Annotated in this window: 20 protein-coding genes; 10 read left to right on the top strand and 10 right to left on the bottom strand. The window is 68.4% G+C overall.

Going from position 1 to position 20675, the window contains the following annotated elements:
- Positions 1 to 13: 13 nt before the first annotated feature.
- Positions 14 to 841 carry an ABC transporter permease gene (locus tag DKG74_RS14075; protein WP_109906809.1) on the top strand — a complete coding sequence of 276 codons (828 nt, stop codon included), beginning with the start codon at positions 14 to 16 and terminating at the stop codon, positions 839 to 841.
- A gap of 16 nt (positions 842 to 857) precedes the next feature.
- Here the strand turns inward: DKG74_RS14075 and DKG74_RS14070 are convergent, their stop codons facing one another.
- Positions 858 to 2390, bottom strand: coding sequence for a CYTH and CHAD domain-containing protein (locus DKG74_RS14070; RefSeq protein ID WP_109906808.1), 1533 nt, complete (start codon positions 2388 to 2390; stop codon positions 858 to 860).
- Positions 2390 to 2905, bottom strand: a complete 516-nt coding sequence (locus DKG74_RS14065; protein WP_165837684.1) for a SixA phosphatase family protein — start codon at positions 2903 to 2905, stop codon at positions 2390 to 2392. The genes DKG74_RS14070 and DKG74_RS14065 overlap by 1 nt, the downstream gene beginning before the upstream one ends.
- Before the next feature lie 230 nt (positions 2906 to 3135).
- Between DKG74_RS14065 and DKG74_RS14060 the strand changes: the two genes are divergently transcribed.
- Complete coding sequence (locus DKG74_RS14060; protein ID WP_109906806.1) at positions 3136 to 3774, top strand: peroxiredoxin; 639 nt, start codon at positions 3136 to 3138, stop codon at positions 3772 to 3774.
- A gap of 44 nt (positions 3775 to 3818) precedes the next feature.
- Here the strand turns inward: DKG74_RS14060 and DKG74_RS14055 are convergent, their stop codons facing one another.
- Both DKG74_RS14055 and DKG74_RS14050 read right to left on the bottom strand, forming a co-directional pair.
- The gene (locus tag DKG74_RS14055) at positions 3819 to 4232 is read right to left on the bottom strand and encodes a tellurite resistance TerB family protein (protein ID WP_109906805.1); all 414 of its coding nucleotides are present in this window, start codon (positions 4230 to 4232) and stop codon (positions 3819 to 3821) included.
- 47 nt (positions 4233 to 4279) lie between these two features.
- Complete coding sequence (locus DKG74_RS14050) at positions 4280 to 7042, bottom strand: ATP-dependent DNA helicase (RefSeq protein WP_109906804.1); 2763 nt, start codon at positions 7040 to 7042, stop codon at positions 4280 to 4282.
- A gap of 490 nt (positions 7043 to 7532) precedes the next feature.
- Here DKG74_RS14050 and DKG74_RS14045 point away from each other — a divergent pair, with 490 nt between their 5' ends.
- Positions 7533 to 9146 (top strand): lysine--tRNA ligase, encoded by a 1614-nt coding sequence (locus DKG74_RS14045; RefSeq protein WP_109906803.1) that lies wholly within the window; start codon positions 7533 to 7535, stop codon positions 9144 to 9146.
- On the top strand, positions 9143 to 9511 hold the full coding sequence (locus tag DKG74_RS14040) for a DUF952 domain-containing protein (protein ID WP_109906802.1): 369 nt from the start codon (positions 9143 to 9145) through the stop codon (positions 9509 to 9511). The genes DKG74_RS14045 and DKG74_RS14040 overlap by 4 nt, the downstream gene beginning before the upstream one ends.
- Here the strand turns inward: DKG74_RS14040 and DKG74_RS14035 are convergent.
- Together DKG74_RS14035 and DKG74_RS14030 are read right to left on the bottom strand one after the other, a co-directional pair.
- Positions 9415 to 10236 carry an IclR family transcriptional regulator gene (locus DKG74_RS14035; RefSeq protein ID WP_109906801.1) on the bottom strand — a complete coding sequence of 274 codons (822 nt, stop codon included), beginning with the start codon at positions 10234 to 10236 and terminating at the stop codon, positions 9415 to 9417. The two genes, DKG74_RS14040 and DKG74_RS14035, sit on opposite strands and share 97 nt — an antisense overlap.
- A gap of 45 nt (positions 10237 to 10281) precedes the next feature.
- Positions 10282 to 11130 (bottom strand): fumarylacetoacetate hydrolase family protein, encoded by an 849-nt coding sequence (locus DKG74_RS14030; protein ID WP_109906800.1) that lies wholly within the window; start codon positions 11128 to 11130, stop codon positions 10282 to 10284.
- Here DKG74_RS14030 and DKG74_RS14025 point away from each other — a divergent pair.
- Positions 11129 to 12106: a histone deacetylase family protein gene (locus DKG74_RS14025; protein WP_109906799.1), complete on the top strand. Its 978-nt coding sequence runs from the start codon at positions 11129 to 11131 to the stop codon at positions 12104 to 12106. The genes DKG74_RS14030 and DKG74_RS14025 overlap by 2 nt on opposite strands.
- Positions 12107 to 12172: 66 nt before the next feature.
- On the top strand, positions 12173 to 13216 hold the full coding sequence (locus tag DKG74_RS14020; protein ID WP_109906798.1) for an NAD(P)/FAD-dependent oxidoreductase: 1044 nt from the start codon (positions 12173 to 12175) through the stop codon (positions 13214 to 13216).
- On the opposite strand, the gene DKG74_RS14015 is transcribed toward DKG74_RS14020, so the two are convergent.
- A complete protein-coding gene (locus DKG74_RS14015) occupies positions 13189 to 13740 on the bottom strand; it encodes an HNH endonuclease (RefSeq protein WP_109906947.1) in 552 nt (183 codons plus the stop codon). The genes DKG74_RS14020 and DKG74_RS14015 overlap by 28 nt on opposite strands.
- 143 nt (positions 13741 to 13883) lie before the next feature.
- Positions 13884 to 14546 carry an alpha/beta hydrolase gene (locus tag DKG74_RS14010; RefSeq protein WP_109906797.1) on the bottom strand — a complete coding sequence of 221 codons (663 nt, stop codon included), beginning with the start codon at positions 14544 to 14546 and terminating at the stop codon, positions 13884 to 13886.
- A 79-nt stretch (positions 14547 to 14625) separates the two neighbouring features.
- On the opposite strand from DKG74_RS14010, the gene gluQRS reads away from it, so the two are divergent.
- The gene (gene gluQRS, locus DKG74_RS14005; RefSeq protein ID WP_243404140.1) at positions 14626 to 15477 is read left to right on the top strand and encodes a tRNA glutamyl-Q(34) synthetase GluQRS; all 852 of its coding nucleotides are present in this window, start codon (positions 14626 to 14628) and stop codon (positions 15475 to 15477) included.
- Positions 15478 to 15523: 46 nt separating this feature from the next.
- The gene (locus DKG74_RS14000) at positions 15524 to 16573 is read left to right on the top strand and encodes an alcohol dehydrogenase (protein ID WP_109906795.1); all 1050 of its coding nucleotides are present in this window, start codon (positions 15524 to 15526) and stop codon (positions 16571 to 16573) included.
- Positions 16574 to 16597: 24 nt separating this feature from the next.
- On the opposite strand, the gene DKG74_RS13995 is transcribed toward DKG74_RS14000, so the two are convergent.
- Positions 16598 to 17812 carry an MFS transporter gene (locus tag DKG74_RS13995; RefSeq protein ID WP_341475861.1) on the bottom strand — a complete coding sequence of 405 codons (1215 nt, stop codon included), beginning with the start codon at positions 17810 to 17812 and terminating at the stop codon, positions 16598 to 16600.
- Between the two features lie 119 nt (positions 17813 to 17931).
- Between DKG74_RS13995 and DKG74_RS13990 the strand changes: the two genes are divergently transcribed.
- A complete protein-coding gene (locus tag DKG74_RS13990; protein WP_109906793.1) occupies positions 17932 to 18519 on the top strand; it encodes a TetR/AcrR family transcriptional regulator in 588 nt (195 codons plus the stop codon).
- A gap of 110 nt (positions 18520 to 18629) precedes the next feature.
- Here DKG74_RS13990 and DKG74_RS13985 read toward each other — a convergent pair whose 3' ends face one another.
- Complete coding sequence (locus DKG74_RS13985) at positions 18630 to 19526, bottom strand: LysR family transcriptional regulator (protein ID WP_109906792.1); 897 nt, start codon at positions 19524 to 19526, stop codon at positions 18630 to 18632.
- Between the two features lie 96 nt (positions 19527 to 19622).
- Here DKG74_RS13985 and DKG74_RS13980 point away from each other — a divergent pair, with 96 nt between their 5' ends.
- Positions 19623 to 20615 carry an aldo/keto reductase gene (locus DKG74_RS13980; RefSeq protein WP_109906791.1) on the top strand — a complete coding sequence of 331 codons (993 nt, stop codon included), beginning with the start codon at positions 19623 to 19625 and terminating at the stop codon, positions 20613 to 20615.
- Positions 20616 to 20675 lie beyond the last annotated feature (60 nt).

The raw sequence follows: 20675 nt of genomic DNA, 5'->3' as shown, positions 1-20675 counted from the left end.
GGGGGAGGACGCGATGGACCCGACCAACACCCTGCCTCCCGATAGCGTGCCCCTCGACGCCGTGCCGGTCGCCGATCCCTCCTTCTTCGACGGACTCGTCCTGTTCCTGCAATCGGTCGCGGGCTGGATCGCCACCGCTTTCGACGGACAGGTCGAATTGCTGGGCAAATACGGCTGGCGCCTGTTGGCCGGCCTTGGCACCACGCTCGAGATGGTCGGCATTTCGCTGGCCATCGGCGGCTTGCTGGCGATCCCGGTCGCCCTTGCGCGGTTATCGCGCATCGGACCCATCCGCGCTCTTGCGGTGTCCTACATCTTCTTCTTCCGGGGCACGCCGCTGCTCGCGCAGATCTTCCTGATTTACTACGGCTCGGGCCAGTTCCGGCCCTTCTTCGAATCCGCGGGCCTGTGGCCGATCTTCCGCGAAGCCTATTGGTGCACGCTGATCGCCTTCAGCCTGAACACCGCGGCCTATACCGGCGAAATCCTGCGCGGCGGCATCGAGGCGATCCCGCCCGGCGAGATCGAGGCGGCACGGGCGCTGGGCATGAGCCGCTGGCTGATGCTGCGCCGGGTCATCCTGCCCGGCGCCTATCGCATCGCCCTGCCCGCCTATGGCAACGAGATCATCCTGATGATCAAGGGCAGCGCCATCGCCATGGTGGTGACCATCCTCGACCTGATGGGCCAGACCAAGCTGATCTACGCCCGCAGCTTTTCCTTCGAGATCTATCTCTACGCGGCCGCGATCTATCTGATGGTGACCTTCATCCTGACCCGCGCCTGGGCAAGGCTCGAAGCCTGGATGAATCCCCAACGCCGCCCGCCCCGGGCGGCGTGAGGGCGCCCAATCTTCCTCAGTCGCGCCAGAAGCGTTCCTGCACCAGCACCTCGGCCCATTGGCTGCGCAGGCTCTTGCGCTTGCGCTCCAGCGAGGCGCCGTAGAAACCGGTAAGCACGCCTTCGGCATAGGCCCGGCCGGCGTCGGATTTGCCGAGGGTGGTGATCAGCCGCTGCGCGACCGTGAGATCGTTAAGGTTGCCGAGGAAATCCTGCAGCCCCGACAGCCCGTCGAGGAAGCGGCGCACCTCGCGCGGATCGAACAGGGCGGCGAAGAATTCGAGGGCATAGCGCAGGCGCTTGATCTCGATGCGCAGCGCGTGCAGGGCTTCGGCCTCCAGCTCCATGATGCGTCGGCCGCTGCGCCGCACCTGCTTGAAGTGGCGGTCCAGCGCCTCGGCGGCGAAGACTGTCACGCTCTGGTCGAGACGCTTGGCATCGCCCCCCTCGCGCCATTCGGCGGCGGCGACGAAGCGGCCGAGCGAAAGCGCGAGCCTCGTGTGCCGCTCGTCCGCGAGGGCACGCCAGGCGATACCATAGCCGAGGCGGCGTTCGGCCTCGGCCTGCAGCAACACGCGGTCGAACCGGGCATCGGGGCCAAGGGCCTCGAACACTGGCCCCGCCACGTCGCCGATGAAGACATCCCAGTCCCGCGCGGGGCCAAGGCTGCCGGCGAGCCATTTCACCTCGTCCGAGAGGGCGCGTGACGGCTCCGGTCCCAGCACTTTCCGGAACAGCTTGAAGGCGGAGCGCAGGCGGCGCAGGGCGACGCGCATCTGATGCGGGCCTTCCGGGTTGCTGCCGTCAAGCACGGCCTCGACATTGGCCAGCCAGTGTCCGGTGCATTCGGTGACGATGCGGCCGAAGGCCTCGCCCGTGGTCTCGCCCGCGTCGAGGTCGAGACGGGGCGCCTTGGCCGGCGCCGCCAGCGTGCCCGCGGCAAGGCGCGCCCCGCGTTCCGCCTTGGAGGCGACGAGAACGCGCAACGGCACCTGTTCCGCGACGGCAAGCGCAAAGGTGAAGAGATCGGCCGCCTCGCCCGCCTTCAGCTCGAACTCGAGTTCAGAGATGGGCACTTCGCCCCTGCCGGCGGCGCGGATCGCGCCTTCGTCGATCGCCACCTCGACCTCACCGCCGGTGCCAAGGGCGAGGCGCCGGACCGAGCGGCGGAAATCGGTCTCGAAAGTGGCTTCCAGCCGGTCGGGGGTCAGCGCGCCGGTGTCGAGCACGGTCTCGACCGTGCCCGGCGGAAAGGCCGAGAAATCGGGCACCGGGCTGCGACTTTCGACTTCCCATTCCCGCCGGGTGGCAAGGCCGGCCAGGCTCTTGTGCGGGACCTTCACGCCGTGGATGAGACGCCTTCCGTCCTCGCGCACACGAAGCGTGATCTTGGCCGCCGCCATCTGCCGGTCGGCCGTGTCGAAATAGACGGTCTTCAGGTGTTTCGTCGCCGCCGGCTCCAGGCTGCCCCGGCTGAGCAAGGCGAGGCGGCGCAGTTTCGGCAAATCCTCGGGCGCGACACCAAGTTTGAGCTCGGTTTCGGAACTCATCACACAAGATCCTTCGGAATGACGAACAGGTCGAGTTTGCCGCCGCGCTTTTTCAGGTCGTGCCAGCGGCCGATATCGACGGAGATCACGGCAAGGCCCGCCGTCGGGTATTTCATCGCCAGTTTTTCCTCGAGCGGCGAGCCAAGCGGCTCGATCAGCGTGGCGGCGAGATCCTCGAGCCCCGGGTTGTGACCGATGACGAGCACGCAAGCCGCCTCGTCCGACAGGCGGCGCAGCCGTTCCAGCAGACTGGTCGCCGAGGCCAGATAGAGGTCCTTCTCGATCAGGGCCGGCACGTCGCCCCCCATGGCGCCTTCGATCCGCACCAGGGTTTCCCGCGTCCGCCGCGCGGCGGAGCACAGGATGACATCGGGGTGCAGCCCTTCGTGACGCAGGAACTGGCCGACCAGCGAAGCCGCCCTTTCACCCCGCTGATTGAGGCTGCGGTCGAAATCCTCGACCGAGGCATCGCCCCAGCTCGATTTGGCGTGACGCAGGAGAATGATCGTCTTCATCGGTGATCCGGCAGCAGGAAACGGTCGGGTCGTGGCGGCGCGTATCGCGATGCGCATCCGGCCCTAGCATAGCCGGGGCAGGCGGTGCGTGGATAGCGCGGCGGATCGCCCAAATAACACACATATATTATGTTGTTAAATTTCATTATTGATATTTTCTTGTGGATTTGATCGGATATGGAGGCGGTGGCCGCATCGGCGCCACCCTATCGGCTTTAGGAGACCGTCAGATGACGCTCAGGCTCGGCGATATCGTGCCCGATTTCACGCAGGACTCGACCGAAGGCCCGATCCACTTCCACGACTGGCTGGGATCGAGCTGGGGCATCCTGTTCTCTCACCCGAAGGATTTCACCCCGGTCTGCACCACCGAACTCGGCTATACGGCGAAGCTGAAGCCCGAATTCGACAAGCGGAACGTGAAGGTTCTCGCCCTGTCGGTCGATTCCGTGGACAGCCACCGGAACTGGGTCGGCGACATCGCCGAGACGCAAGGGACGGCGGTCAACTATCCGATCCTCGCGGACACGGATCGCAAGGTCTCCGACCTTTACGACATGATCCACCCGAACGCGAACGACACGCTGACGGTGCGCTCGGTCTTCATCATCGACCCGAAGAAGAAACTGCGGCTGTCGCTGACCTATCCGGCCTCGACCGGGCGGAATTTCGACGAAATCCTGCGGGTCATCGATTCGCTGCAACTGACCGACGGTTATTCGGTGGCAACGCCAGTGAACTGGACGGATGGCGACGATGTCATCATCGTCCCCTCGCTGCAGGACCCGGCCCTGATCGCCGAGAAATTCCCCAAGGGCTACAAGGCGCTGAAGCCCTATCTGCGCGTAACGCCCCAGCCCAACCGCTGAGGCGAAGGCGGCGGGGCGGCGACGATGCCGCCCCTGCCCGCCGGTCAGATGCGGCGGTAGCGCGCCTGCACTGCCCGTTCGATGGCGACGGCGGTCAGCCGGTCGACCTTCAGGCCGCCGCGCACGATCTGCAGCAGGCGGGCCTCGTAAATCTCCAGCTTGGAATCGACCGCCGCCAGCTCGCAGGCCAGGGCATAGGCGGTATCATGGGCTTCCGGCGGCAGGCCGGCGCCGATCATCTTCGTCACCTCTTCAAGGCCCTTGGGGGCATGAAGCATGGCGCCGCAGGCCCGGGCCGAATCGGGCAGGCGATTGACATCGTAACCCTTGAAGGCCGGCAGGGTCTTCACGATCTCGCCGATCGTGTGCAGTTCGGCATCGGTCATCTTGCCGTCGGCGGCGGCGACGCAGACCATCACCCAGATCAAGGCGTCTTGGGCGCTGATGCGTTCGGTCATGGCTTTGCTTGTCCCTGTCACTGCTGCTGGCCGGCAGGAATAGAGGATCACCCGCCGGACGGCAAGGCGCCTTCCGGCCCGAGGAATTCGCGCACCCGCTTCACCGCCTGCGCAAGGCCCACCCGCTCGACCGGGACGCCATCGGGAAAGGCGGGCAAAAGGCGGCTCGGCGTCATGCCGTCGAGAAGGACGAAGACACCCCGGTCGCCCTGCTGGCGGATCAGCCGGCCGAAAGCCTGACGCAGGCGGAAGCGCACCAGCATGTCGTCATAGGCCGCGCCGCCGAAGGCATCGCGCCGCGCCCGGTGCAGCAGGCTGGGCCGGGGCCAGGGCACCCGGTCGAAGACGATGAGGCGGAGCGCCCTTCCCGGCACGTCGACGCCGTCGCGCACCGCGTCGGTCCCCAGCAGACAGGCATTCTCCTCCGCCCGGAACAGATCGACGAGGGTGCCGACATCCATCGGATCGACATGCTGGGCATAGAGCCGAAACCCGGCCGCGTCGAGCGGCCCCTCGATCCGGCCATGCACCCGCTTCAGCCGCTCGACCGCGGTGAACAGGCCCAAGGCGCCCCCGCCCGCGGCGAGGAACAGGCTGCGGTAGGCGGCGGCGACCTCGTCCGGCTCGTCCCTTCGCACGTCGCTGACGATCAGCACCCGGGATTCGGCGGCATAATCGAAGGGCGAGGCGAAACTGGCCCGCTTCGCCGGCAGGATCAGATGGGCGGCGCCGGTGCGCGCCTCCGCCGCCTGCCAGTCGTCGGCGAGGCTGGGGCCGCTGTCGCGCAAGGTCGCGGAGGTGACGAGGACACCCTGCGCCCGCTCGAACAGGGCGCCGGTCAGGGGCACCGTGGGGTCGAGCCAGTGGCGGTGCAGGCCGACGTCGACATCCTGTCCGCGCTCGCGCTCGATCGACATCCAGTCGACGAATTGCTCCGGCGTCTCCTCGCCAAGGCTGCGCAGCATGGAGCGCCAGGCATTGACCGGCTGCACCACCCGGCGGTCGAGGCTGCGGATGCCCGCCTCCAGCCGCAGGCGCGTCGGCGTGTCGAGATCGGCCGCCTCCTCGTCGAGGCGGGTCGCCAGCCGGGCCTTCAGCGCCGCCGCCGGCTCGACCAGCCGGCGCAAAAGGGCATCGACGTCGAGGGCGGCCGAGATCATCTCCGCCGGCGGCTCGATCACCGGCGCTTCCAGCGCGAACTGGCTCTGCCGCTCCTGCGCCCGCGCGGTAACGAACCGGCGGATTTCCGACAGCAGGCGCTCCACCGGGCCATTGCCCTCGCCCCCGGCGATCCGGGCGGCCCAGCCTTCGCCGGGCAATTGGGCGGCGGCATGGCGAACGTCGGCGAGGGCGGTCTCGGCCGATTCGTCGCCGCCGATCAGATCGCCCAGCCGCCGGTCGATGCCCCGGCCCCGGCCGGCACGGCGATGCCCTGCCTCGGCGCCGCGCACCCAGCGGCGCATTTCCGCGGCCTCCGCCCCGGTCAGCTGGGCGGAAAAGGCACCGTCCGCCGCCTCGAAGACATGATGTCCCTCGTCGAAGACATAGCGCGAGGGCAAGTCGGCCGCCTCGCTGGCCAGCGCCGCCTGGATCATGACGAGGGCGTGGTTGGCGACGACGATTTCCGCCGCCTTGGCCCGCGCCCGGTTGCGCTCGATGAAGCATTTGCGGAAATGGGCGCAAGCCGAATGGATGCATTCGCCGCGCCGGTCGGTCAGGGCGCCGAGGCGGGCGCCCTGCAGCAATTCGATGGCCCAGGTCGGGAAATCGCCGCCCACCATGTCGCCGTCGCGGGTGTAGCGCGCCCAGCGGGCGACGAGGCCGATGGCGGTGGCCGAGACGCCGGGGGCGACGCCGCCCGGCCCCGCCACTTCCTCGAGATTGAGCAGGCACAGGTAATTTTCCCGGCCCTTGCGGATGACCGCCTTGCGCGCCTTCATCGCCGGGTCCTTGTAAAGACGGGACAGTTCCCGGTCGAGCTGGCGCTGCAGGTTCTTGGTATAGGTCGACAGCCAGACCGGCGCCCGGTTCTTGCGCGCCCAGACGATGGCGGGCGCGATATAGCCAAGGGTCTTGCCGATGCCCGTGCCCGCTTCCGCCAGCACCACCCGGGGCGCGCCCGCGACCTCGCGAAGGCCGAAGGCTTCGGCGGCGAGGGCGGCGTAATCGGCCTGGGCCGGGCGATCCTCCGCCCCCTCACCCTTGATCGCGGCCAGCGCCTCCCGCGCTTCCGCGGCCGAGACCGGCAGGCCGAGAGGGGGCGGCGCCGGTGGCGGCTCCTCCCATTCGGGCAGGCGATTCCAGACGTCGAGGCCGGTGCCCCGCCCCTCCCCGCCATCGGGCCGGCGCAGGGCGGACAGGACCAGCGGCGCCCAGACCCAGCCGCCCCGCCCCATGGTGAAGGCGATGCGCGCCGCCTCTGCCGCGTCGGGCGCGCGCGACAACTCGTCGAGCAGCAGCGCCGCCGCCTGCGCGAGGATGCCGGCCTCGTCGATCAGATCGGCGGGCGGGGCAAGCCCGAAGACAAGGGCGAGGCCGCCCGCGCTCGGCAGGCAGAATTGCGCCGGCCGCGCGAAGGCGAACAGCTCGAGCACATCGAAGCCGCGCAACTGCCGCACGCCGAGGCGCCGCGCCGTCAGCGGCGCATGGGCCAGCAGCAGCTGGCCGCTGTCGGCGGCAATCGCGCCATCGCGCAGGGACAATTCCTCGATCTCTCCGGTCGGCCGCAGGATGACGGCCTGACCGACCCCGACCGCCAGCGCAGGCAGGCTGAGCGGCGGAACGAGACGGGAGGAAGGCGATTCGGACATGGCGGGATGATAGACGGACCGGCGCGAAGGCGAAGCCCGCTCAACGCCGATGCCCCTTCATGACCGCACAGGGGGACATGCCCTGACCTGACGAGGTGGTGCAGGTCGGCTCGGCCCTAACCACGCGCCCCCTTAACAAAGGCATCTATGGCATCGCGAAACAGGTCTGCGACTTCAGGCGGCGCCTCTGCCGGACCATAGGCCCTTTGCGTGTTGCTTGAGTTCGTCGTTCCGGCGCAGGCCGGAACCTCGCGACACGAAGGCGCCTCGATCGTCTCAAGATCCCGGCCTGCGCCGGGATGACGAACTTCAATTGGCATTCCAGTCGCACCATCCAACTTCTGGCCGTCGGTCATTCTCGCTCGTGGCCTTACCTTAAGGCCTCGGCTGCCATGTCGACAACGGCGCTGCCATTCAATTGACGAAAGCCTTGCGCCGCCTTACGAACAGACCCGCAACGAAGGCGTTGCGACAAAGGAGTTTTTGCGAAATGTCGAGCGAGATCCGCACGCTTGCCCAGAATGCCCGTGCCTGGCCCTTCGAGGAGGCACGGAAACTGCTGGCGCGGATCGAGAAAAAACCGGAAGTGCTCGACAAGGGCTACATCCTGTTCGAGACCGGCTATGGCCCCTCGGGCCTGCCGCATATCGGCACCTTCGGCGAAGTGTCGCGCACCACGATGGTGCGCCATGCCTTCAACGTGCTGACCGACGGCAAGATCCCGTCGAAGCTCCTCTGCTTCTCGGACGACATGGACGGGATGCGCAAGGTGCCGGACAATGTGCCGAACCCCGAGCTTCTGCGTGCCAATCTCGGCAAGCCGCTGACCCGCGTGCCCGATCCCTTCGGCAAGTTCGACAGCTTCGGCCATCACAACAACGCGATGCTGCGCTCGTTCCTCGACCGTTTCGGCTTCGAATACGAATTCGCCTCGGCCAGCGACTATTACGCCGAGGGCAAGCTGGACGACATGCTGCTGCACATGCTGGCCCGCTACGACGAGGTGATGGCGATCATGCTGCCCACCCTGCGGTCTGAGCGGCAGGAGACCTATGCCCCCTTCCTGCCGGTGCATCCGAAGACCGGTGTCGTCATGCAGGTGCCGATCGAAGGCCGCGACGTCGCCAAGGGCCTGATCCGCTGGACCGACCCGGAGACGAAGGAAACCTTCGAGACCCCGGTGACCGGCGGCGGCTGCAAGGCGCAGTGGAAGCCCGACTGGGCGCTGCGCTGGGCCGCCCTTGGCGTCGACTATGAAATGTCCGGCAAGGACCATATCGACAATGTGAAGACGTCGAGCAAGATCTGCCGCGTGCTCGGCGGCCTGCCGCCGGACGGCTTCAACTACGAGCTTTTCCTCGACGACAAGGGCCAGAAGATCTCGAAGTCGAAGGGCAACGGCCTGACCATCGAGGAATGGCTGACCTATGCCAGCCCCGAGAGCCTGTCGCTGTTCATGTATGCCCAGCCGAAGACGGCGAAGCGGCTCTATTTCGACGTCATTCCGCGTCAGGTGGACGACTACTTCGACCATCTCGCCGCCTACCCGGCGCAGGAGCCGGCGAAGCAGCTGGAAAATCCGGTCTATCACATCCATTCGGGCAATCCGCCGGCGGTGAAGCTGCCGATCACCTTCGGCCTGCTGCTGAACCTCGCGGGCGTCGTCGCGTCGGAAGACAAATCGGTGCTGTGGGGCTTCATCGGCCGCTACGCCCCGGGCGCGACGCCGGAAAGCCTGCCGGTGCTGGACGACATGGTCGGCCATGCCATCGCCTATTTCCGCGATTACGAGAAGCCGCACCGCAAGTTCCGCCTGCCGACCGAACTCGAGGCGGCGGCCCTGTCGGAACTCGCTGCCTGGCTCGAGAGCGGCCCGGCGGACCAGAGCGCGGAAGCCCTGCAGACCGAGGTTTTCGAGATCGGCAAACGCCATGCCTTCCCCAGCCTGCGGGACTGGTTCAAGGCCTGCTACGAAGTCCTGTTCGGCGAGGCGCAGGGGCCGCGCATGGGCTCCTTCATCGCGCTGTTCGGCGTCGCCAATTCGGCGAAGCTGATCCGCAGGGGCCTCGCTGGCGAGCTGCTGCAGCCGGCCACGGCGGCATGAGCGAGGCCATCTACAAGATCATGGACCGCGCGGCCTGGGAGCAATTCCAGGCCGCCGGCACATTCGCGGGCGCGCCGGTCGATATCGCCGACGGCTTTATCCACTTCTCCGCCGCGCATCAGGTCCAGGGCACGCTGGACAAGCATTTCGCCGGGCGGGGGGATCTGGTGCTCGTCGCCGTCGATCCCGCCGCCCTTGGCGGTGCCTTGCGCTGGGAAGTCTCGCGCGGGGGGGAGCTGTTCCCCCATCTCTATACCGCGCTGGCGCTTCAGGCGGTCAGAAGCTGCGCCGCCCTGTCGCTGGATGCCGGCGGGCGCCACAGCGCGGCCGAGGCCCTGGCGATCGCTTCCGGCTCGGGCGGCTGACGCTCGATCAGCTGGGCGGCGATCCGGCGCGAGGCGCGGAACAACGTCCCGCCGACCGTCGCCACATCGGCGTCGCGGGCGGGCGCGGCGATGGCGGCGATGACCCGGTCGCCCTCGCCGAAGACCGGCACGGCGACCGCGAGGGCGCCGAGCGGCCCCTGCCCGCGATGGGCGGCGAAACCGACCCGGCGCTGGACCCGCAGCGCCTGCCGGAAGGCGGTCCAGCTGGCGCCGAGGCCGGCCTCGGCGATGGCCGGGCCCGCGACGTCATAGACACGCCGCAACCGCCGCACCGGCTCGTGGGCGAGAATGACCCGCGATGCCGCGCTGTCGAACAGGCCGGCCGAAAGGCCACGCACCAGATCGGGGGGCGTGGCGAGTCCGGGCGCCGCCTCGACATGGGTGACCACCACCTGGTCGCGATAGGGCTGCACCACGGTGACGAGCGAGAGATTGCGGGCAAGTTCGGTCAGCTGACCGCGCGCCGTCGCCAGCAGCGGGTCATAGAGCCGGATCAGCCGGTCGAGACCGATCACCGCGGGGCCAAGGCAATAGGCGCCGTCGGGCCCCGGCGCCACCAGGCCAGCGGCCGTCAGGCTTTTGAAATAGCGATAGATGGTGGAACGCGAAAAGCCTGTCCTCGTCATCGCCTGCTCGACCGTCCAATGCGGCCGCTCCGCGGCGAAAAGGTCCAGAACGCGCAACATGCGATCGAGACTGCTCATGGTTAAACGCCTCCTGCTTCGGGCCGGGAGGCGCCACGCGGCACCTCATCCTTCTGCTGATACGTTGTGGCCGAGCAATCCGATCTGTTCGATTTCAACTTCTACCCGATCGCCGTCGCGCAGCCAGGGCGGCGGGGTTCGTCCGGCGGCGACGCCGGCCGGGGTGCCCGTGGCGATCACGTCGCCGGGATTGAGCGTGGTGAAGGACGAGAGATAGGCGATCAGCGCGGGGATACGGAAGATCATGTCGGCGGTGGAGCCGTTCTGCCGCTCGACGCCATTGACCCTCGTCACCAGTTTCAGGCCGTGCGGGTCCTTCACCTCGTCGGCGGTGACGAGCCAGGGGCCGAAGCCGCCGGTGCCGGGGAAGTTCTTGCCCGGGGCAAACTGGCTGGTGTGGCGCTGGAAATCGCGCACGGAGGCATCCTGAAAGCAGGAATAGCCAGCGACATGGGCCATGGCATCGGCCGCCCGGACATGGCGGGCGCGCCGGCCGATGATCACCGCGAGTTCGCCTTCGTAATCGAACTGCGCCGAATTATTCGGCAGGATGAGATCCGAACCCGGCCCGACCAACGTATCGGCGAAGCGGGTGAACACGGTGGGAAAAGGCGGCGCGGTGCGACCCATTTCGCTGGCATGGTCGGCATAATTGACGCCGATGCAGATGATCTTTTCGGGCACGGGCACCGGCGGCAGCAGGCGGACGTCAGCCAACGCCAGATCGGGCGCGATGCGCGCGACCGTCGCCGCCGCCTTGCCGAGGCTGGTCGCGATGCAGTCGCGGATTTTCGGCGCTTCCGCCACCAGCCGGGCCGACAGGTCGACGATGCCGTCGCCCTTCACGGCGCCATAACCGAGCCGCGGGCCATCGAGGAAGGAGACGAGCTTCATGGGATCCTCCGCTGCTCTTGTTCCGGCGACAGAAGGGCGCAAGGCGCTGCCCCTTGTCCACCACCAAGGTTATGCCCCGGCGCTTCCCGCCGGTCACCGCTTTCCGATGGCCAAATTCGCCGCGCTTTTCGACGAACTGAAGGCATCCGGCCTCGCCCGCACGGGCAATACCCATGTCCCCGCCCCCGCGACGCGCGAGCAGCTGATTCGCGTCCATGACGCGGCTTATGTCGATGCTGTGCTCGCCCGGGCGGTGCCCCCGGCGGTCGAGCGGCGGATCGGCCTGCCCGTCGACGACGGCGTCGCCCGCCGCGCCCTGCTTGCCAATGGCGGCACGCTGCTCGCCGCGCGGCTCGCCCTGCGTCATGGCATCGCCTGCAACACCGCGGGCGGCAGCCATCATGCCCGCAAGGCGACGGGTGCCGGTTTCTGCGTCTTCAACGACGTCGCCGTCGCCATCCGCGCGCTGCAGGCGGAAGGCGCCATCGCACGGGCCTTGATCGTCGATCTCGACGTCCATCAGGGCGACGGCACGGCGGAGATTTTCGCGGACGATCCCTCCGTCTTCACCCTGTCGGTCCATTGCGGCGCCAATTTCCCGGTGCGCAAGGAAGCCTCCTGCCTCGATGTCGATCTTGCCCCCGGGACCGGGGACGAGGCCTATCTGGCCGCCCTCGCCCCCGCGCTCGACACCGCCTTCGGCTCGGGCCGCTTCGACCTCGTCTTCTACAACGCCGGGGTCGACGTTCATGGCGAGGACCGGCTGGGCCACCTCGCCCTGACCGACGAGGGCATCGCCCGCCGCGACGCGCTGGTGATCGGCCGGGCAAGAACCCTCGGCCTGCCACTCGCCGGGGTGATCGGCGGCGGCTATATGAACGATATCGCCGCCCTCGCCCGGCGTCATGCCCTGCTGCACCATGCGGCCGAATCCGCCCTCAACGATGCCGTCGCCAAGCGGGCGCAGGCGGTGTAAAATCACCCCAGCCACCCCGAGACAACAAGAACTGCGGCACGACCGAGCGCGAGCGGCGAGGAGGCGATGATGAATCCAAGGCCTTTGGTTGCCGTCGTCGGCGGCGGTATCGCCGGACAGAGCGCGGCCGCCGTGCTGTCGCAGGCGGGGGCGCTGGTCACCGTCTTCGACAAGGGCCGGGGCGCCGGCGGGCGCCTGGCGACGCGGCGCGACGACGCGCTGCAATGGGATCATGGCGCGCAATATTTCACCGCCCGCGACCCCGCGCTGAAGGCACAGGTCGCCGGCCTTGTCGCCCGGGGCGTGGTCGCGCCCTGGTCCGGTCTCATCGGCACCCTCGGCCCTGGCGGCTTCGTCGCCTCCGACGACACGGAAACCCGCTTTGTCGGCCAGCCGCGCATGAGCGCCCTCGTCTCGGCGCTGGGCAGCGGCGCCACGGTCTATGAGGTCGAGGTACGGGAAATCGCGCCGCGCGGCCCCATGCTGACCGTGACCGATCGCCATGGCGAACATTTCGGCCCCTATGACGGGGTGGTCGTCGCGACACCGGCACCGCAGGCGGTGCCCCTGCTCGCCCTCGCGCCGGAATTGTCGGGCCGCATCGCGGCGGTTGAAACCGCGCCCTGCTGGGCCCTGATGCTGTCCTTCGCGGCACCGCTGGGCCAGCCCTTCGACGGGGCCTTCGTCGACCCCGGACTGACCGGGGGCCTGCTGTCCTGGATCGCGCGCGACAATTCCAAACCCGGCCGCCCCCGCGGCCTGCCCGAAACCTGGGTGCTGCACGCCTCGCCCCAGTGGAGCGCCGCGCATGTCGAGGACGAGCCGGAGGATATCGCCGGGCGGATGCTGGCCGCCTTCGCCGCCGCCATCGGTGGCCCACGGCCGGTGCCGCTGTCGGTGCGGGCGCACCGCTGGCGCCATGCCATGACGACACAGCCGCTGGGCCAGCCCCATCTTCTCGACCCGCGCCGGGCGCTGGGCGCCTGCGGCGACTGGTGCCTGGGCGCGCGGATCGAGGGTGCCTTCCTGTCGGGCCGCAGCCTCGGCGCGGCCATGGCCCGGCAGCTGGGGCTGCGGACGCCTCAGGCTTCCAGTTCGGCGTCCCAGTAGAGGAAGTCGTTCCAGCTGTCGTGCAGGTAATTGGGCGGGAACGACCGTCCGTTTTCCTGCAGCTGGCCCACCGTCGGAACATAGGGGCGGGAGCGCAGATGCAGCCCCGATTCCCGCAGCATCCGCCCGCCCTTCCGCAAATTGCAGGGCGAACAGGCGGTGGTGATATTGTCCCAGGTCGTGCGCCCGCCCCGGCTGCGCGGCACGACATGATCGAAGGTCAGATCATCGCCGTCGCCGCAGTACTGGCAGGCGAAACGGTCGCGCAGGAAGACGTTGAACCGGGTGAACGCCGGATGCTTGGCCGGCTGGACATAGGTCTTCAGGCTGACCACCGAGGGCAGACGGATTTCAAAGCTGGGGCTGCGCACCGTCCGGTCGTATTCCGACAGGATGTTGACCCGCCCGAGACAGACCGCCTTGATCGTGTCCTGCCACGACCACAGGCTGAGGGGAAAATAGCTAAGCGGCCGGTAGTCCGCGTTCAGCACGAGCGCGGGACAGGCGCCAACAGGTTGGGACATCGCGTTCATCAATACGCCTCGCCCTAAGCCCAGACTGGGGTTCGCGGCTGCGGACCCAGCAAAATAGTGTCAAGCCTTGCGGTTGGACGCCAGCAAAATACTACATGCTGTGTGACGCTGTCGTGACCTCCGGCCCGTTATCGTCAATCCCGGGCATCGAGCAGATGACGGCAGAGGAATTCGCCGCCGAGCGCCAGCCCCTCCGGCCCGATACCATGCGGCAGGCCCTCCTCGACGTGCCATTGCACCGGCACCTGGACGGCGGACAGCGACGCGACGGCCCGGCGCAGGGCGGCGACCGGCACGACGCCATCCGCATCGCCATGAACGAGCAGAACGGGCGGCTTGCAGGTCATCTCGTCCGGGAGCAGGTCGCCACCGGCAAGGGCGCCGGAATAGCCGAGGATCGCGGCCGGTGCCAGCTTGCGCCGCAGGCCGACGTGCAGCGCCATCATGCAGCCCTGGCTGAAACCGACGAGGGCGAGGGCGCTGTCCGGCAGGCCGGCCTTTTCCAGTTCGCGGTCGATGAAGGCATCGAGCACCGGGGCGGCCGAGCGCGCGCCCGCCAGCCTCTCCCCGTCGCTGAAATCGGTCAGGGGGAACCACTGCCGGCCGAAACCGCCGAGGACACAGGGCTGCGGCCCGTCCGGCGCGACGAAGAGTGCGTCCGGCAGCAGGCGGCGCCAGTGGTCGGCGAGACCGATCAGGTCCTCGCCGTCGGCGCCGAAGCCATGCAGCAGGATCACCAGCTGGCGGGCGGGCCGGTCTTCGAGCGGGGCAAGGCGCGGTCCGTCGATGGGCGTCATTCGGCTGTCTCCTGATGGGCGGCGCGGCTGCCATAATCATGACGTCGAATCGCCCGAGGAAAAGCCCGGATTGGTCAATATTGCTCCCATTTCGACGAGATTCGCGCCAAGCCCCACCGGCCGACTGCATCTCGGCCACGCCTATGCCGCGTGGACAGCCCACGACCGGGCGCGGGCGACCGGCGGGCGCTTCCTGCTGCGCCTGGAAGATATCGACCAGACCCGCTGCCGGCCCGAATTCGACGCCGCCATCATCGAGGACCTGAACTGGCTGGGCATCGCCTGGGACGGGCCGGTGCGCCGCCAGTCGGAGCATTTCGCCGACTATCGCGTCGCCCTCGACCGGCTGACCGGGCTTGGCGTGATCTATCCCTGTTTCTGCACAAGGGCGGAGATCGCGGCCGAGGTGGCGGCCAGCCCGGGCGCGCCGCAGGGGCCGGCCGGGCCGCTCTATCCCGGAACCTGCCGCGCCCTCGATCCCGCGCGGCGCGCCGCCCGCCTCGCCGAGGGGAAGGACCATGCCCTGCGCCTCGACGTCGGCAAGGCCATGGCCCTGGTCGGCCGGCCCCTGTTCTGGCACGACGAGAAGGCGGGCGAGCAGCAGGCTCGGCCCGACATGCTGGGCGATGTCGTGCTGGCGCGCAAGGAAACCCCGACGTCCTACCACCTCGCCGTCACGGTCGACGACGCGTTGCAGGGCATCACCCTGGTCACACGAGCCATCGACCTGTTTCCGGCGACCCATGTCCACCGCCTGCTGCAGGCCCTGCTGGACCTGCCGGTGCCGGCCTATGCCCATCACGGGCTGGTGCTGGGCGAGGACGGCATCCGCCTCGCCAAGCGGGACAAGGCGCTGACCCTCGCCGCCATGCGCGCGGCGGGGGAGACGCCGCAGGACCTGCGCCGCCGCCTCGGCCTCTCTGCTTGCTGACGGCGGGGGGAGCCCTTACCCTCGCCGGCAAAACGAAGGAGAGAACATGAAGAGCCAGAAGATGGTCGACTATGCCGCGCCCCTGTGCGAGCTGGTCGTCGCCGATCCCGTGCCCGAGGGCACCGAGGTGGTGGTGCGGATTTCCCGCTGCGGCGTCTGCCATTCCGACCTGCACATCTACGAGGGTTACTTCGAGATGGGCGGCGGCAACCGACTCGACATCAGGGCCGGGCGGAAGCTGCCCTTCACCCTCGGTCACGAGATCGTCGGCCAGGTGGTCGCGGTCGGCGCGGGCGCGGAGGGTGTCGCGGTCGGCGACCGGCGCGTGGTCTATCCCTGGATCGGCTGCGGCAGCTGCAGCGTCTGCGCCCGCGGTCTCGAGCATCTGTGCCCCAAGGGCCGGCACCTCGGGGTCAATGTCGACGGCGGTTACGCCGACACGGTGCTGGTGCCCCATCCGCGCTATCTGCTCGATTACGCCGGCATCGCCGAGGACCGGGCCGGCCCCCTCGCCTGCTCCGGCCTGACCGCCTATTCCGCGCTGAAGAAGATCCCGGCGGCGGGCGCGGGCGATCCCATCCTGATCATCGGGGCGGGCGGCGTCGGCCTGATGGCGATCCAGGTGGCGAAGGCGCTCTATCCCGCCGCGCCCCTCCTTGTCGCCGAGATCGACCCCGTGAAGGCCGAGGCGGCGCGGGCGGCCGGCGCCAGCGACATCCTCGATCCCCGCGACAAGGACGCACTGGCGGCAATCCAGAAAACTTATGGCGGCGTCCATGCCGCCTTCGATTTCGTCGGTGCCGACGCGACGGTAACCCTCGCCATAAGGGGTTTGCGCCGGGGTGGCACGGCGGTCATCGTCGGCCTGTTCGGCGGCGCGCTGACCATGCCCATCCCGCTGTTTCCGTGGAACGGCATCACCGTGCTCGGCTCCTATGTCGGCAGCCTGCCCGAACTCGCCGAACTGCTCGACCTCGTCAAGGCCGGCCAGGTCGCGCCCATCCCGGTCACCCTCCGCCCGATGAGCGAGGCGACCGAGGCCCTGCACGACCTGAAGGCGGGCAAGGTCGTCGGCCGCACCGTGCTCGTGGCCTGAAGCCTCAGGCGGCGGCCCCCCGGCTCAGGCGAAGGCGGGCCGCCGCGCCAGCATGATCGACAGCAGGGCGGCGACGAGACCGGTCGCCCCCGCGATGACGAAGGCCTGCATGTAGTCGCCCTGCACGGTCCGCATGTAGCCGGCGAAGAAGGCGGCGCTGGCGGCGCCGATCTGGTGACCGGCGGCGATCCAGCCGAAGATCACCGGCGCGTCGCGGTCGCCGAAATGATCGGTGGTCAGGCGCAGGGTCGGCGGCACGGTGGCGATCCAGTCCAGCCCGTAGAAGACCGAAAAAAGGCCGAGGCTGAGCAGATCGAAATCCGAATGGATCAGGAAGATCAGCGACAGGCCGCGAATGCCGTAATAGACGAAGAGCAGCTTGCGCGGATCGAACCGGTCGGTCAGCCAGCCGGACAGGGTGGTGCCGGCCAGATCGAACAGGCCCATGGCGGCGAGCAGCCCGGCCGCCTGCACCTCGGGAATGCCATTGTCGCCGCAGAGCGCGATCAGATGGGTACCGACAAGGCCATTGGTCGTGAAACCACAGATGAAGAAAGTGGCGAAGAGATACCAGAAGGCCCTGGTCTTCGCCGCCCGGCCGAGGGTGGCGAAAGTCGCCGCAATCATGTTGCCGGGCCGGGGCGCCACCGCCTCCGGCGCCTGGACCGCGCCATAGGGCAGCAGGCCGACGCTGGCGGGCGATTCCGGCAGCAGCCACCAGACGACGGGGATCATCAGGGCACAGGCCCCCGCCGCCGTCAGCACCACCGCCTGCCAGCCGAAGGCCTGCGCGATCGCCGCCAGCGCCGGCAGGAACAGGAGCGTGCCCGTCGCCGCGCTGGCCGTCAGCAGACCCATCATCAGCCCGCGGTTGGTGGCGAACCAGCGGTTCACCACCGTCGCACCCAGGACGATGGCGATACAGCCCGAACCAAGGCCGGAACAGACGCCCCAGGTGACGATCAGTTGCCAGGGCTCCGACATGAAATAGGACAGGGCCGGCGCCAGCGTCATCAGCGACAGCGCCCCGATCATGACCCGCCGGATGCCGAGGCTGACCATCAGCGTCGCGGCGAAGGGCCCGACCAAGCCGTAAAGGAAGATGCCGATGGCGGCGGAGAGCGAGATCGTGTCCCGGCTCCAGCCGAAGCCTTCCTCCAGCGGCAGGATCAGCACGCCCGGCGCCGACCGCTGACCGGCCGAGACCAGCAGCGCGAGAAAGGCGACGCCAGCGACCACGAACGCATATCTCTGGCCAAGGCCCCTGGGGCGCATTATGTTCATGTGACTGACCGGTACGTTTCAGGAGCCCCCTTCATACGTACCGATCGGTAACATCGTCAATACGAAGTTTTTGCATGACCCTATCCGCCAAAACCGAGGACCGCCCCCGCCGCGCGGTCGACCGCATCCGCGAGGTGGCGCGCGACCTGTTCTATCGCCGGGGCATCCGCGACGTCGGGGTGGAGGAAATCGTGACCACGGCGGGGGTGACCAAGCCCAGCCTCTACCGTGCCTTCGCCTCCAAGGACGAACTCGCCGCCGCCTATATCCGCGACTATGACGCCGATTTCTGGGAGCGGTTCGAGCGGGTGACCGCGCCCCATGCCGGCGATCCACGCGCCCAGATCATGGCCTGGCTGCAATCCATCGAGGATCGGACAAGGGTCAGCCATTACCGGGGCTGCGGCATGACCAATGCCGCCGTGGAATATCCCGACCGCGACCACCCGGCCCGCCTCGCCTCGGTCGCGAACAAGCAGGAATACCGCCGCCGCCTGCGCGGTCTCGCCGCCGCCCTGGGCGCGCGCGACCCGGACATGCTGGGCGACGCCCTCCTCCTCCTGATCGAAGGCACCTATGCCTCGGCCCAGCTCTTCGATGGCGACGGCCCGGCGCTTCACCTCGTCGAGGCCGGCAAGGCCCTGATCGACGCCAGCCTGTAGCCGCTGCCTCGCAAAATCTCGTCATGCCGGCGAAGGCCAGCATCTCGGGCCGGCAATGGCGCCTTCTCGTCACGAGGCCCGGCCTGCGCCGGATCGACGTGTTGCCCGATTCAGGCAATTTCCCGTACATGGTCGATGAAGGCGCGCAAAGGCGCCGGCATCAGATGGCGGCTCTGGTAATAGAGGAAGGGGCCGGGAAAGCTTTGCCACCAGTCCTCGAGCACAGGCGCCAGACGACCGGCCCGCATCGGCGGCCCCAGCCAGTCCTCGAAGCCGAAGACCAAGCCGAGCCCCGCCTCCGCCGCCGCGATCAGCGCCTCGATGGAAGAGGAGACGAGCGGTCCCGAAGCGTCGATCCGCACCACCTCTTCCCCCCGGATGAACTCCCAGGGGGTCAGGGCACCATGGGGGAAGCGATGGCGCAGGCAGGCATGGTCGAGCAGGTCACGCGGGTGCTCCGGATAGCCCGCCTTCGCCAGATAGGCGGGGGCGGCGCACAGGACATAACGCTGGACCCGGGGGCCGATGGGCACGGCGATCATGTCCTGCTCCAGCGTCTCGCCATAGCGGATGCCCGCGTCGAAGCCCGCAGCCAGCACGTCGATGAAGCGGTCCTCGTTCATCAATTCGACCGTGATGCCCGGATGCCGGGCGAGGAAGCCGGCGATAATCGGCGGCAGGATCACCCGGGCAAGGATGCCGGGCACATTGAGGCGAAGGGTCCCGGTCGGGCTGTCGCGAAAGCCGTTCACCACGTCGAGGGCGGCGCGCATCTCGTCGAGCGCGGGGGTCAGGCGCTCCAGGAGGCGCAGGCCCGCCTCGGTCGGGGTGACACTGCGGGTGGTGCGGTTCAGCAGCCGGACGCCCAGCCTGTCCTCCAGCCGGCGCACCGCTTCCGACAGGCTGGAGGCGGAAAGGCCCCGCGCCTTGGCCGCGCCCCGGAAACTGCGCGCCCGCGCGACGGCGGCGAAGAGATCGAGATCGGCGAGATCGGGCGTCAGAGTCATTGTGCGAAATTCCGAACAGCTCGTCTGGATAAAATCAGATTATCGAACACAAAGCCAAAGCGCATCATCCAGCCATCACCTTCGCGGGAGAATGGCATGGAACAGCGTCAACTCGGGGCCAGCGGCCCCCTCACCTCCGCCCTTGGCCTTGGCTGCATGGGCATGTCCGATTTCTATGGCCCGGCCGACCGGGGCGAGAGCATCGCCACCATCCATGCCGCGCTCGATGCCGGCATCACCCTGCTCGACACCGGCGATTTCTATGGCTCGGGCCATAATGAAATGCTGATCGCCGACGCCCTGCAGGATGTCGCCCGCGACCGCTACCAGCTATCGGTGAAATTCGGCGCCCTGCGCGATCCGGCGGGCGGCTTCATCGGTTATGACGGCCGGCCAGCCTCGGTGCGCAATTTCCTGGCCATGAGCCTGAAGCGGCTGCGCACCGACCATATCGACGTCTATCGCCTGTCCCGCCTCGACCCCGCGGTGCCCATCGAAGACACCATCGGCGCCATCGCCGACATGGTGAAACAGGGTTGGGTCCGGCATATCGGCCTGTCGGAAGTCGGCGCCGAGACCATCCGCCGCGCCGCCGCGGTCGCGCCCATCTCCGACCTGCAGATCGAATATTCCCTGATCTCGCGCGGGATCGAGGACGCCATCCTGCCGACCTGCCGCGACCTTGGCATCGCGATCACCGCATACGGCGTGTTGTCGCGCGGCCTGATCAGCGGCCACTGGCAGGCGGGCCAGCAGAAGCTGGGCGATTTCCGCGCCTTCTCGCCCCGCTTCGCCGAGGAAAACGTCGGCCACAACCTCGCCCTCGTCGAGACCATCGCCAGGATCGCCGAGGCCAAGGGCGCGACGGTGGCGCAGATCGCCATCGCCTGGGTGGCGGCGCAAGGCAGCGATATCGTGCCCCTGATCGGCGCCCGCCGCCGCGAGCGCCTGAGCGAAAGCCTGGGCGCGCTGGACGTCAGCCTGAACGCCGACGATCTCGCCGCCCTCGAAGCCGCGATCCCCAAGGGCGCGGCCAAGGGCGAGCGGTATCCGGCCCCCCTGCTGGTTCATCTCGACAGCGAGAAATAGGCGCGCCGGCTTTCCCGTTTGGAGATCGCCGCCCCTCCCCCCATATGGCAGGGGTGACTT

This window comes from Zavarzinia aquatilis, from assembly GCF_003173035.1.
Lineage (GTDB): Bacteria > Pseudomonadota > Alphaproteobacteria > Zavarziniales > Zavarziniaceae > Zavarzinia > Zavarzinia aquatilis.
The sequence above is the reverse complement of the archived record's forward strand: the minus strand, read 5'-3'. Positions and strand labels throughout refer to the sequence as shown.